The 12,889-nt window shown below is 68.6% G+C and carries 13 protein-coding genes; 9 read left to right on the forward strand and 4 right to left on the reverse strand.

Features of this window, described 5'->3' with window-relative positions; genetic code table 11:
* Genes AC1DNG_RS03280 through AC1DNG_RS03315 form a run of 8 tightly spaced genes read left to right on the forward strand, consistent with a single transcriptional unit; the run spans window position 1 to window position 8,694 of the window.
* Entirely contained in the window at window positions 1–552 is a 552-nt protein-coding gene (locus tag AC1DNG_RS03280; protein ID WP_476886597.1) for a (2Fe-2S)-binding protein, read from the forward strand.
* The gene (locus AC1DNG_RS03285) at window positions 549–2,942 is read left to right on the forward strand and encodes an aerobic carbon-monoxide dehydrogenase large subunit (protein ID WP_476886598.1); all 2,394 of its coding nucleotides are present in this window, start codon (window positions 549–551) and stop codon (window positions 2,940–2,942) included. Before AC1DNG_RS03280 ends, AC1DNG_RS03285 begins: the two co-directional genes overlap by 4 nt.
* Window positions 2,942–3,925 carry an XdhC family protein gene (locus AC1DNG_RS03290; protein WP_476849590.1) on the forward strand — a complete coding sequence of 328 codons (984 nt, stop codon included), beginning with the start codon at window positions 2,942–2,944 and terminating at the stop codon, window positions 3,923–3,925. The genes AC1DNG_RS03285 and AC1DNG_RS03290 overlap by 1 nt, the downstream gene beginning before the upstream one ends.
* Window positions 3,909–4,559, forward strand: coding sequence for a nucleotidyltransferase family protein (locus AC1DNG_RS03295; RefSeq protein ID WP_476849589.1), 651 nt, complete (start codon window positions 3,909–3,911; stop codon window positions 4,557–4,559). The genes AC1DNG_RS03290 and AC1DNG_RS03295 overlap by 17 nt, the downstream gene beginning before the upstream one ends.
* Window positions 4,556–5,479 carry an AAA family ATPase gene (locus AC1DNG_RS03300; protein WP_476849588.1) on the forward strand — a complete coding sequence of 308 codons (924 nt, stop codon included), beginning with the start codon at window positions 4,556–4,558 and terminating at the stop codon, window positions 5,477–5,479. Before AC1DNG_RS03295 ends, AC1DNG_RS03300 begins: the two co-directional genes overlap by 4 nt.
* Window positions 5,472–6,779 carry a vWA domain-containing protein gene (locus AC1DNG_RS03305; RefSeq protein WP_476886599.1) on the forward strand — a complete coding sequence of 436 codons (1,308 nt, stop codon included), beginning with the start codon at window positions 5,472–5,474 and terminating at the stop codon, window positions 6,777–6,779. Before AC1DNG_RS03300 ends, AC1DNG_RS03305 begins: the two co-directional genes overlap by 8 nt.
* Window positions 6,769–7,557 carry an SRPBCC family protein gene (locus tag AC1DNG_RS03310; protein WP_476886600.1) on the forward strand — a complete coding sequence of 263 codons (789 nt, stop codon included), beginning with the start codon at window positions 6,769–6,771 and terminating at the stop codon, window positions 7,555–7,557. The genes AC1DNG_RS03305 and AC1DNG_RS03310 overlap by 11 nt, the downstream gene beginning before the upstream one ends.
* A gap of 9 nt (window positions 7,558–7,566) precedes the next feature.
* Window positions 7,567–8,694 (forward strand): XdhC family protein, encoded by a 1,128-nt coding sequence (locus AC1DNG_RS03315; RefSeq protein ID WP_476886601.1) that lies wholly within the window; start codon window positions 7,567–7,569, stop codon window positions 8,692–8,694.
* A 188-nt stretch (window positions 8,695–8,882) separates the two neighbouring features.
* Here the strand turns inward: AC1DNG_RS03315 and AC1DNG_RS03320 are convergent, their stop codons facing one another.
* The gene (locus AC1DNG_RS03320) at window positions 8,883–9,428 is read right to left on the reverse strand and encodes an NAD(P)H-dependent oxidoreductase (RefSeq protein WP_476886602.1); all 546 of its coding nucleotides are present in this window, start codon (window positions 9,426–9,428) and stop codon (window positions 8,883–8,885) included.
* Window positions 9,425–10,294: an SDR family oxidoreductase gene (locus AC1DNG_RS03325; RefSeq protein ID WP_476886603.1), complete on the reverse strand. Its 870-nt coding sequence runs from the start codon at window positions 10,292–10,294 to the stop codon at window positions 9,425–9,427. The genes AC1DNG_RS03320 and AC1DNG_RS03325 overlap by 4 nt, the downstream gene beginning before the upstream one ends.
* A 210-nt stretch (window positions 10,295–10,504) precedes the next feature.
* Between AC1DNG_RS03325 and AC1DNG_RS03330 the strand changes: the two genes are divergently transcribed.
* The gene (locus AC1DNG_RS03330) at window positions 10,505–11,125 is read left to right on the forward strand and encodes an L-threonylcarbamoyladenylate synthase (RefSeq protein WP_079549522.1); all 621 of its coding nucleotides are present in this window, start codon (window positions 10,505–10,507) and stop codon (window positions 11,123–11,125) included.
* Window positions 11,126–11,195: 70 nt separating this feature from the next.
* Here AC1DNG_RS03330 and AC1DNG_RS03335 read toward each other — a convergent pair whose 3' ends face one another.
* Window positions 11,196–11,459: a hypothetical protein gene (locus AC1DNG_RS03335; RefSeq protein WP_476855967.1), complete on the reverse strand. Its 264-nt coding sequence runs from the start codon at window positions 11,457–11,459 to the stop codon at window positions 11,196–11,198.
* 181 nt (window positions 11,460–11,640) lie between these two features.
* Window positions 11,641–12,579: an AfsR/SARP family transcriptional regulator gene (locus AC1DNG_RS03340; protein WP_476849580.1), complete on the reverse strand. Its 939-nt coding sequence runs from the start codon at window positions 12,577–12,579 to the stop codon at window positions 11,641–11,643.
* Window positions 12,580–12,889: the final 310 nt, after the last annotated feature.

The following is a 12,889-nucleotide window of genomic DNA, read 5'->3' on the forward strand; positions in this document are numbered from 1 at the left end:
ATGCAGATCAGCATGACCGTGAACGGCACCGACGTCACGAGCGAGATTGAGCCCCGGGTGCTCCTGGTCCACTACATCCGCGAGGTCCTGGGCCTCACCGGTACGCACTGGGGATGCGACACAAGCAACTGCGGGACGTGCGTGGTCCTGATGGACGGACAGCCCGTGAAGTCCTGCACCGTCCTGGCCGCCATGGCCGCGGGGCACGACATCCGCACCGTCGAGGGGCTGGCCAGCGGCGGCACCCTCGACCCCGTCCAGCAGGGTTTCATGGAAGAGCACGGGCTGCAGTGTGGCTTCTGCACCCCGGGGATGATGCTCACGGCCCGCGCGCTGCTGGATAAGAATCCGCACCCGGACGACGCCGAGATCCGGCAGGCCATTTCCGGGCAGATCTGCCGGTGCACGGGCTACGCCACGATTGTCCGCTCGGTGCAGTGGGCCGCCGCCCATCCGGCCGGCTCCGGCCTGGCCGACACGGACACCGCCGTCCCGGACACCGCCGTCCCGGATGTCACGGCGGAGACAGAAGACACGGAGGTGAAGGCATGACCGTCATCCATGACCGGCCGTCAAACCCGGCCGCAGGCGATGAGGACCGTCCGATCGGCTATGGCCGCATCCAGCGGAAGGAAGACCCGCGCTTCGTGCGCGGCAAGGGGCACTACGTGGACGACATCGTGCTGCCGGGGATGCTGCACGGCGCCATCCTGCGCGCTCCGGTGGCGCACGCCCGGCTCGTGTCCATCGACACCACCAACGCCCTCGCGCATCCGAAAGTGGTCGCAGTCATCACCGGCAAGGACCTTCTGGGCCTCAAGCTCGCGTGGGCGCCGACACTATCGGCGGATGTCCAGGCCGTGCTGGTGACCGACAAAGTCCGGTTCCAGGGGCAGGAAGTCGCGTTTGTCGTGGCCGAGGACCGTTACGCCGCACGGGACGCCCTGGAGCTGATCGACGTCGAATACGAAGTCCTTCCCCCGCTGGTGGACGCCCGCAAGGCGCTGGACCCGGACGCCCCGGTGATCCGCGATGAGATCGAGGGCCGGACGGACAACCGGATCTTCGACTGGGAGATGGGCGACAAGGCCGAAACGGATGCGGTGTTCGCCTCCGCGGATGTTGTGGTCAGCCAGGAGATCGTCTACCCGCGGGTCCATCCCGCACCGATGGAGACGTGCGGCGCCGTCGCCGATTTCGACGCCGTCAACGGCAAGCTGACGCTCTACGAGACCACCCAGGCACCGCACGCGCACCGGACCCTGTTCGCGATCGTCGCCGGCATCCCCGAGCACAAGATCCGGATCGTCTCCCCCGATATCGGCGGCGGTTTCGGCAACAAGGTCGGGATCTATCCCGGCTACATCCTCGCCGTCGTCGGTTCGATCGTCTCCGGCCGCCCGGTCAAGTGGGTGGAGGACCGCTCCGAGAACCTGATGTCAACCTCGTTCGCCCGCGACTACATCATGCAGGGCGAAATCGCGGCGACCAAAGACGGCAAGATCCTGGCTCTGCGCACCCACGTGCTGGCCGACCACGGCGCGTTCAACGCCACCGCCCAGCCCACCAAGAACCCGGCCGGATTCTTCTCCATCTTCACCGGCAGCTACGACCTTGAGGCTGCTTACTGCTCGGTCACCGGCGTCTACACCAACAAGGCGCCCGGCGGGGTGGCCTATGCGTGTTCCTTCCGCGTCACCGAGGCCGTCTACCTCGTGGAGCGGATGGTCGACATCCTTGCCCGCAAGCTGGACATGGACCCGGCGGAACTGCGGCTGAAGAACTTCATCAAGCCGGAGCAGTTCCCCTATGCCAACAAGACCGGCTGGGTCTACGACTCGGGCAACTACGAGGCCGCCATGCGCCTCTCGATGCAGCTCGCCGGATACGAGGACCTCCGCCGCGAGCAGGCCGAGAAACGCGAACGCGGGGAACTCATGGGCATCGGGGTTTCCTTCTTCACGGAAGTCGTCGGAGCCGGGCCAAGGAAGCACTTCGACATTGTGGGCCTCGGCATGGCCGACGGCGCTGAACTGCGCGTCCACCCCACTGGCAAGGCCGTGGTGCGCATCTCGGTGCAGAGCCAGGGCCAGGGCCACGAGACCACCTTCGCCCAGATCGTGGCGGAAGAACTCGGCATCCCGCCGGAGGACATCGAGGTGGTGCACGGGGACACCGACCAGACGCCGTTCGGCTTGGGCACGTACGGCAGCCGTTCGACGCCGGTCAGCGGCGGCGCCGTGGCCCTTGTAGCCCGGAAGGTGCGCGAGAAGGCGAAACTGATCGCCGGGGCGATGCTGGAGACCCGCCCCGAGGACCTCGAATGGGAAAAGGGCCGCTGGTTCGTCAAAGGCGATCCGAGCGTCGGCAAGACCATGGCCGAGATCGCCATGGGCGCCCACGGCACCGTTGCCTTGCCTGAGGGCGTGGACGGAAACCTCGACGCCGAGGTCACCTACGACCCGCCGAACCTGACCTTCCCGTTCGGCGCCTACATCTGCGTCGTCGACATCGATCCCGGCACGGGGCAGGTCAAAGTGCGGCGCTTCATCGCGGTGGATGACTGCGGCACCAGGATCAACCCGATGATCATCGAAGGCCAGGTGCATGGCGGGCTGACGGACGGTGTGGGCATGGCCCTGATGGAGATCATCGAGTTCGACGAGGACGGCAACTGCCTCGCCGGGTCCTTCATGGACTACCTGATCCCCACGGCCATGGAAGTGCCGGACTGGGAAACCGGATTCACTGTCACGCCCTCCCCGCACCACCCGATCGGGGCGAAGGGCATCGGCGAGTCCGCCACAGTCGGCTCACCGCCGGCGATCGTCAACGCTATTGTCGATGCCCTGGCGCCGTTCGGCGTCACACATATGGACATGCCCTGCACCCCGGCCCGCGTCTGGGCTGCCATGCAGGGCCGGGCCCGGCCGCCGATCTGATGGCCTCCACCGCAGGATCCCTGGCCGCCAGGGCCGATGAACTCGCCAGCCGCCGCGAGCCGTTCGTCCATGCCACGGTGGTCCGCGCCCAGCATCCGACGAGCGCCCACGCCGGGGACACCGCCCTGGTGCTGCCCGGCGGAGAGATCCACGGCTTTGTGGGCGGAAACTGCGTGGAGGAGTCGGTGCGCGAGTACAGCCGGCAGGTCCTGGCCACCCAGGAACCCCTCCTGCTGCGGGTGCTGCCCGGAGAACCGTCCCGCACCGCGGAGGAAGGCGCCGTCGAGGTCACCAACCCGTGCCTGAGCGGCGGGGCGATCGAGATCTTCCTCCAGCCGCGGATTCCGGCGCCCCGTGTCGTGGTGGTGGGCACGACGCCGGTGGCGCAGGCCCTGGAAACGCTCGGCTCCGGCGTCGGCCTCGAAGTCGAACTGACGGACGGCGAATCCGCAGATCCCCGCGGGGACGACGCGGCATTGATTGTCGCCTCGCACGGAAAAGCGGAAGAGCGTGCCCTGGAAGCCGCCCTGCGGGCCGGTGTCCCCTACGTTGCCCTCGTGGCCAGTAGAACCCGCGGCGCCGCCGTCCTGGAATCCCTCGACGTCGACGACGCCCTGCGGCGGCGGGTTTTCACACCGGCCGGGCTGCAACTCGGCGCCCGGACCCCCGGGGAGATCGCCCTGTCCATCCTCGCCCAGCTGGTCGGTGAACGGTCCAGGGCGCGGCGCGCCGCCCCGCCCCTGGCGTCCGCTGCCGCGGCCGCCACGAGCTTCGGCACGGAGCCAGTACCATCGGAGCCAGTTCCATCCGAGCCGGCACCACCGGGGCCGGCGAGCGCGGTCGACCCGGTGTGCGGCATGTCTGTCCCGGCCCTCGAATCGTCCCTGCACCTGGTTCACGAAGGGGCCGCCGTCTACTTCTGCTCGCCCGGCTGCCGGGCCGCCTTCCGCAAAGATCCGGAACGCTATGCCGTTACGACCTGACCCGTTGCCGGCGGCAGAAAGCCCCGGGCCCCGGACCGCCGGCATCATCCTGGCCGCGGGCGGTTCCCGGCGACTGGGCCGGCCGAAGCAGCTGCTGCCCTACGGCGCCGGAGTGCTGCTCGATGCCGTCCTGGCGACTGCCCGGGACTGTGGCTTCGGCCAGACGGTGCTGGCCCTGGGCGGCGCAGCGGCCGACGTGGAGCGCACTGTGGACACCAGCGGCTGCGATGTGGTGCTCAACCCGGACTTCGGCGAAGGGTGCGCGTCCTCGATCGCCACGGCGCTCGCCGCCCTCCATCCGGGCACCAGCGCCGTCGTCCTGCTGCTCGGCGATCAGCCCGGTGTCCGGGCTGCGAGCGTCCGCGCAGTGCTTGGCGCCCTGCAGCCCACTCCTGCGCACACTGCCGGCATCGCGGTGTGCCGCTACGACGACGGCGTGGGCCACCCGATGGCGTTTGCCCGGCGCCTGCTGCCGGACCTGGCCGCCCTGCACGGGGACAAAGCCGTCTGGAAGCTCCTGGCACAGCGGGCGGACGACGTCGTCGAGGTCCGCACAGCCGGCCCCGTCCCCCCGGACGTCGACACCGAAGACGACTACCGGCGCCTCCTTGCCGGGCTGCTGGGGGCCCTATGACGGCGGCGGCGCGGGCTGGCGCGGAGGAGGACGTGCGGCGCCGGGTCCCGGATGTCGGATCGCTGATGGCCGCGCTGGACCGGGCCAACTACCTGGCCGACGTCGGACTGGCGACGGCCCTGTTCCTGGCTGTCCGCCTGCCGCAGCCCATCCTGCTCGAGGGCGAGGCGGGGGTCGGAAAGACGGAGGCCGCTAAGGCGCTGGCCGAGCTCCTCGACACCCCGCTGTACCGGCTGCAGTGCTACGAGGGAATCGACGCCGGTGAGGCCCTCTATGAGTGGAACCACCAGCGCCAGCTGCTCGGCATCCGGCTGGCCGAAGTCCGCGACACCGAGGTCACGGAAACGGACCTGTTTGCCTCCCAGTACCTGCTGCGGCGCCCGCTCCTGCAGGCGCTGGAACATCCCGGCCCGCGGCCTGCCGTACTGCTCTTGGACGAGATCGACCGCGCCGACGCAGAATTCGAGGCCTTCACCTTTGAACTGCTGGCCGAATCCGCCGTCACCATCCCGGAGCTGGGCACAATCCGCGCCACCCATCCCCCCATCGTGATCCTGACCTCCAACCGGACCCGGGACCTTCACGACGCCCTGACCCGCCGCTGCCTGTACCACTGGATCGACTACCCGGGACCCGCCCGGATTGCCGAGATCGTGCGCCGCCGGGTTCCTGCCAGCAGCGGCCCGCTGGCCCTCCAGGCCGCTGCCGTCATTACCCGGCTGCGCACCCTGGACCTCGCCAAGCCGCCCGGGATCTCCGAGGCAATCGACTGGGTCTCGGCCCTGGCCGTGCTGGGGGTGGAGCGGATCGACCCCGGCACCACCGAGCAGACGTGGGGCTCCATCGTCAAGAACCGCGACGACCTCGAACTCGTCGGCTCCCGCGGCGCGGCCTGGCTCGTGGACGGCACCGATGGCTGAAGACCACGGCCCCGCCCAGAACAACAGTGCCACCGATCAGCCGCCGCAGCCGCCACTGGTCGAGGCCGCCGCCTTGTCCGCCGCGTTCGTCACGGCCATCCGGAGGGCCGGCCTGGCGACCTCGCCGGACCGGGCGGCGCGGCTCGCCGAGGCGCTCCACCTGATCCCCCTGGCCCGGCTTGAGCAGCTCTACTGGACCTGCCGCGTGGTGCTCGTGTCCGCCCGCGAAGAAGTGCCCGTGTTCGATGCCGTCTTCGCGGCCGTGTTCCGCGGGAACGCCGCCCCCGGCCAGCCGGGCAGCGTGCCCGGGGCGGCAGCGGCGCCGCCCGCGCCGGCCCTCCGGACCAGGCCCGCAGCGCCAGGGAGCCAGACGCCGGGCCCGGCCCCCGGCACGCCGCAGCGGCCGCGCCTGGCCTTCCCCGGCCGGGACGGCTCCGCGGAGGACGGCCGCACTGACCGGGAGGCCGTCCTTGCCATGGTTTCCGCAGACGAACACCTGCAGGCGACATCTTTCGCCGAGCTTTCCGCCGATGAAGTAGCGGCGGTACGGCGGCTGGCGGCGGCGCTGCAGCTCGCGACGCCGCTGCGCCTGAGCCGCCGCACGCGCACGTCGGCCCACAGCACGGCGAGCCTGGACGTCCGGGCGACAGTGCGCGCTGCCCGCCGGTCCGGGACCGACGCCCCGCTGCTGCTCTATGCCCGCCGGCGCGAGCAGCGCCGCGAACTGGTATTGCTCTGCGATGTTTCGGGATCGATGGAACCCTACTCCCGGGTCTTCGTATCCTTCCTGCAGGGCGCCGTGACCCGGGCCGGGGCGGAAGCCTTTGTCTTCTCCACCAGGCTGACCCGGCTGACACGGCAACTGGCCCTGCGTGATCCGGACAAGGCCCTGGCCCGCGCCGCTGTCTCCGCGCCGGACTGGGCCGGCGGAACCCGGATCGCCGAATGCCTCCGGCGCTTCGTCGACGACCACGGCCGCCGCGGACTGGCGCGGGGCGCTGTGGTGGTGGTGTTTTCCGACGGCTGGGCCTACGAGGATCCGGAACAGGTCGCGGCGCAGATGGCCCGCCTGCGCCGGCTCGCCCACCGGATCATCTGGGTGAATCCGCGCAAGGCAGCCCCGCAGTACCGGCCCCTCGTGGGCGGCATGGCGGCGGCCCTGCCCTACTGCGACGCCTTCGTCAGCGGCCACAGCTACCGGGCCTTGGCGCAGGTGGCTGCCGCCATTCGCGGCGAGGGGCCGCCTTCACAGGACACGCACGAACGAGCGAGAGGCAAGGAACCAGCCCATGCACATTGACAGCACGTTCTCGGTGGTCGCACCAATAAGCCAGGTGTGGGACACGCTGATGGACTTTGAACGGGTGGCCGGGTGCCTTCCGGGGGCCAGGATCCTGAACAAGCTCTCGGACGACGCCTACCAAGTGGGCATGACGGTAAAGCTCGGCCCGGTCACGATGCAATACAAGGGCCTGCTGAACGTCATTGAACGAAACGCCCCGGAACATCGTGCGGTGCTTGGCGGCAAGGCCCAGGAGACCCGCGGACAAGGCACCGCCGAGGCCACCGTCACCCTGGTGCTGGCCGAAGACGGAGCGGCCACACGGGGTTCCGTCAGCGCAGACCTGGCGCTGTCCGGCAAGGCAGCGGCCATGGGCAAGGGGGTGATCGGCAGCGTCACGGAGCAGATGATGTCGCTCTTCGCGAAAAATCTGCAGGCCATGCTCACTGAGGCAGCACCCCCTGCGCAGGAAGCCCCTGCGGGACCGACCCCTGCGGCGGTCCCCGAACCCACCCCGGCTCCGGTCTCTGTGCCTGTCTCGGCGGCGGCCGCGGCGGAACCGGTCCCTGTGCCTGTCTCGGCGGCGGCGGCCCCGGCTCCGGTCCCTGTGCCTGTCTCGGCGGCGGCCGCGCCGGACGGCAGCCTGGATGCGCTGAGCCTCGCCAAGGGAATCGCGGCGGAGCAATTGTCCAGCCCGGTGAAGGTCCTCGGCGTTATCACCGTCGTGGCGTGCATCGCGTACTGGGCCGGCCGGCGTTCGGCGTTCCGGCTGCTCCGGCTGTGCGGCAGGCTCTGAGGAGCGCCGATGCGTGATGTCCTCGCGGCCATGTTGCCCGACTGGCGAAGCGGTGCCACGGCAGGCCTGGCCACCGTCGTGAGCACATTCAGATCTGCGCCCCGGCTCCCCGGGGCCGCCATGCTGGTGACGGCCGGCGGCGAGGCCGTGGGCTCCGTCTCCGGCGGCTGCGTCGAGGGCGCCGTCTACGAGCTCGCCACCCAGGTCAAGGACGACGGCGAGCCGGCCCTGGTGCGCTACGGGATCAGCGACGACGACGCCTATGCTGTGGGCCTGACCTGCGGTGGAATCATCGATATCTTCGTCGAACCTGTCTCCCGGCAACACTTTGCTGAACTCGACGCCGTCGCCCAGGACATCGCCGACGGGCGCCGTGTGGGGGTCGCCACGGTCATTGAACACCCTGATGCCGGCCGTGTGGGGCGGCACCTGGTTGTCAGGCCGGACGGTTGCGAGGGTGACCTGGGTTCGGACCGGACCAACCGCGCCGTCGGCGACGACACCCAGGGTCTTCTCGCCGCCGGCCGGACGGGCATCCTGAACTACGGCGTGGACGGCGAGCGGCTGGACACCGGCATGCGCGTCTTCTTTGCCAGCTATGCGCCGCCGCCGCGCATGCTCGTCTTCGGCGCCATTGACTTCGCCGCGGCGCTGGCGCGGCTGGGCGCGTTCCTGGGCTACCGGGTGACCGTCTGCGATGCGCGGTCCGTGTTCGCGACGCCGGCGCGATTCCCTGACGCAGCCGAGGTGGTCAACGCGTGGCCACACCGGTACCTGAGCGCGCAGTTTGCCCAAGGGCTGCTGGATTCCAGGGCTGTGCTTTGCGTCCTGACCCACGACCCGAAGTTCGACATCCCCGTCCTTGAGGTGGCCCTGCGCGGCAGCCCCGTGGCCTTTATCGGCGCCATGGGATCCCGGCGCACGCACGAGGACAGGATGGCACGGCTTCGGCAGACGGGACTGACTGAGGCCCAGTTGTCCAGGCTTCACAGTCCTGTCGGCCTGGATCTGGGCGCCCGCACCCCGGAGGAAACGGCGGTGTCCATCGCGGCAGAGTTCATCGCCCAACAGTGGAGCGGCAGCGGGGAGCCGTTGCGGCAACTCGGCGAACGGATCCACCACGACGAGCAGTTGTGACTGTGTGGCCGTGACGGCGGACGACGCCCTGGGTTGGACGCTGGCGGTGCTGCTGCCGGCGGCAACGGGCTACTCGGCCGGGCAAAACTTTCGCGGAGCCGGGCCGGCGGGTCTGCTTTCATGTTCGCCGCCCAGGCCGCCTGACCGCCGCTCCCCCTTTGCGTCTGATCCGACGCACCGGATTCCGGCTACCGCGCGGCGACCGACGCGGGAGCCAGCAGTTCGCGGTACCGGGCGGCGTGCCGGCCGAGTTCGTTGGCGTCCACCCGGGGTGCCGAATGCAGGATGAGTGGCCGGGCCATCTCCAGGCCGCACAAGTGCGCGGTCGCGTTGAGGGGGCGCAGGAGCTCCTCCATAGTGAAGCGGTTGTGTCCTGCCGGCGCGTAGGACGATTCAGGGCCGCCGGTTGACAGCACCAGCTGGAGCCGCTTTCCGTGGAGGGCGTCGCCTCCGGCGCCGTACGCGAAGCCGTACGTAAGCACCTGGTCCATCCACTCCTTCAGGACCCCCGGGACGGAGTACCAGTGCCACGGGAACTGCCAGACGATGGTGTCGTGCCCGCGCAGCAACTCCTGTTCCCGGGCGGTGTCGAACCGCCGGTCCGGGTGGGCGGCGGAGAGGTCATGCACCGTCACGTGCTCCAAGTCCATGATGGCTGAGGTGAGGTGCGCGGTGATCCGCGAGCTTTCCAGGTCGGGGTGGGCAACAAGGACGAGCGTGCGCTGTGGGGTCATGGGAGGTTCGTGTTTCTTTCAGAGTCGGATTCAAGGCCGACCAGGGCCGAGCTGACCTGCCAGAGGCGGTCGATATCGGACTGGCTGTAGCTGCGTTTTGATGATTTCTTCGGAGTGCTGTTGGCAAAGTACTGGCCGGTGACGTTTTCGAGCTCCGGCGCCGAGGCAAGGTATATGGAGGTCCGGGCGCCCTGCTCCGGGGTCTTCATCCACCGCCGAACCAGCGGTGTCAGGAACTCTTGCAGCCGGCCCGGATCTTCGGCTCCGAACGCCGTCGCCACGACTCCGGGGTGGAGCACATTTGCGGTGACGTGGGTGCCGGAGAGACGTGAGGCGAGTCCGTAAGTGAACAAGACGTTGGCCAGTTTCGACTGGTTGTACGCCCGCTGCCCCGAGTAGGACCGTTCGGCCAGCAGGTCCGCGAAGTCCATCCGGGCCATGGCCTGGGCGCCGGACGAGACCGTCACGATCCGCGCCGGTCCGCTCTCCTTCAACCGTTCAAGGAGCAGGTTGGTGAGCAGGAAAGGAGCAAGGTGGTTAAGGGCGAAGGTGTACTCAAGTCCATCCACGGTGACGCGGCGGGTGTTCCAGAATCCGCCCGCATTGTTGACCAGCACATCGAGGCGGTCCAAGGTATTCAGCACCTCCTCGGCCAGCCTGCGGACTTCCCGCTGGGAGGAGAGATCGGCGGTGAACACCTCGACGGGGGCCGACGCCACAGCGCGGATCTCCTCAGCTGCCCGAGATGCCCTGTCAGCGTTGCGGCCGGTGATGGCAACCCGCGCACCCAGGGCGGCCAGACCCAGAGCCGTGGCCTTGCCGATCCCGCCGGTGCCTCCGGTGATCAGAACTGTCTTTCCTGCCATTGACAGCATTCGGTTCTCGCTCTCGGTGTTCGTTGCCGCAAAGCTGCATGAGTGGGGTGTAGACAGGTTTGTCTACAACGGGAACGAAGGTATCAGACAGAACTGTCTGTGCACAAGCAGCGGCCGGCCCTGCTCCGCCGCGGGGCGTTCGGGTCGGCTGATGGGCTCCGCAGTGGCCGTCCGGGCGGCCGCCGGGCGTATGCTCTTGGCATGGCGAGATACTTCGATGTGCACCCCGAGAACCCCCAGCACCGTTCGATCCTCCAGGCGGTGGACATCGTGCGCTCAGGCGGCCTGATCGCTTACCCCACGGATTCCTGCTATGCGCTGGGCGCTCAGCTGGGTAACCGGGAGGCCCTGGACCGGATCCGGACCATCCGGCAGTTGGATGGCAAACATCATTTCACCCTCGTCTGCAAGGACTTCGCCCAGTTGGGCCAGTTCGTCCAGATCGACAACGATGTGTTCCGCAGCATCAAGGCCGTCACGCCGGGCAGCTATACCTTCATCCTGCCGGCGACCAGGGAGGTCCCGAAACGGCTGCTGCACCCGAAGAAAAAGACTGTTGGCGTGCGCATCCCGGACAACCACGTCGTGCAGGCACTGCTCGCTGAGCTCGGCGAGCCGCTGCTGTCGAGCACTTTGCTGCTTCCCGATGAGGAAGAGCCACTCACTCAGGGGTGGGAGATCAAGGAACGCCTGGACCACGTGGTGGACGCCGTGATCGACTCCGGCGACTGTGGTGCCGAGCCAACCACGGTGATCGACTACTCCAGCGGCGTCGCGGAAATCGTCCGGCGCGGCATGGGTGATCCGTCGCGCTTCGAGTAACAGTCGCGCTTCGGTTAACAGACGACGCCGGCAACGGCATGGCGCCGGCCGGCTGACCAGGCGGGGCGGACTAGGCGGATTCCGCCGTGGCCGCCTGCCGGTTCCGCAGCCACCGGCGCACGAGGTCGATGGCGGCGACAAGCCCGGCCAGGGGCGAGAGCACCGCTGCGGCGTAGACGAACATCATCCACGTCAGGGTGGTCACCGGGCTTTGGCGGGTGCTCAGGAGGGACAGTCCGCCGAAGAGGCCCAGGACCCAGAACAGGATGACTCCGGACAGCACAGCGGCTGCGGGGAAGTACTCGTTCGTGACGACTTTCTTCAAGGTTTCCATGGGCCCTCCTCACACCTGGCGGTGGGACTGCCCGCCGGGGATATTCCCAGTATGGGGCCCGGCGCGGCGGAATTCCCCGAGAATCCCGGCCACGTGACGAAGCTAACGCCCGCGTCCCGGTGGCGGCCATCCCGGTCATCAATTCGGCGCCGCCGGTCCACCGGTGGCGGCCCCGCGGGGGTCAGACCGCGGCCCGGACGCGCTGGAGGAAGGAATCAAGCACCCGCCCGGCGTTCTCATGCATGCGCCGGGACTCGGCCGCCGGCAGCTGCCGGCTCTTGGGCCCGTTCAACCGCTCGCCCAGATAGAGCAGCGCCGCCAGTACCTCGGAGAGTTCGGAGTTGCTTTCCGCACGCTGCCGGAGGAGCCGCAGATGAGCTTCCTGGAGGGCCGGACCGGGGCTGCAGCCAAGGTCGCGGTCGAAGAGCCGCCGGCAGCGGTCATAGGCCGAGAGGCCCTCCGCCGGCAGGCCTGCCTGTTCATAGGCCGTCACCAGCACCGTCCAGGCCCGCTCGTTCAGGGGCTCCGCGCGAATGGCAGCCTGGACCAGGTTGACGGCATCGTCTGGTTTGTCCAGCAGAGCCGCCGTTTCTGCCGCGAGGATCTGCAGCGCCACCTTTTCGGCTGTATGACGTGCGCGCGCCTCTTCGGCCCAATCGGAGGCAAGTTCGAACCCGAGCAGCGGCTCGGCGGAAATCTCCAGGGCCTCGAGCATCAGGGGGTAGGCCTCTGCCGGAGGCAGCTCACCCGCGTCGCGGACCAGGTCACGGAACCGGAACAGATCGAGGTCCACGAGCGTAGGGTCCAGCACGTAGCCACTGTTGGCCGTACGGAGCGGGCCGGTCTTAGTCTGCCCCGGCTGGATGGCACGGCGGATACCGCTGATATAGCTCTCGAGGGTCGCTACGGAGCCGTCACTGGCTCCTGCTCCCCAGAGAAGATCGATCAGGCGGGTCTTGGACACGGGCGTGCCAAGGTTCAGGAGAAGGATTTCCAGTATGTGCCGGGGCTTGCATCCGCCCATGTCGGCGGCGGTGAGCGCCACGCCGTCCCGGCGCACTTCGAATGATCCGAAGAGGCGGACCGAAATGGAAGGTGCTGTTTCCTTTGGGCTATCCACGATGTTCTCCGATTTCCCCAGGTAAAACGAACTCAATCGTCTATGGAGAGCCGGATCAACATTGAAACCAGGCCGTACTGAGGCTCTGTTCCCTCCGGCTTTCCAATGACACCGTGACACGCCCGGCGGGGCGCAACAAGGCATGCCGCTACCCGATCTTTCGCCCAAAGAAAGACGCGTACAGGGGTCAGTACCGCTGAGTAAGCGGGCGGAGCGGAGGGCAGGTGATTGCGGCGCCAACCAAGTAATTCCGCGGGCCGCCGCCATGCGGACCCAAGTAGTTTAGGCGGGCAAGGAATTGGCCCCCGGC

It is taken from the genome of Arthrobacter sp. 01T425 (assembly GCF_056398725.1).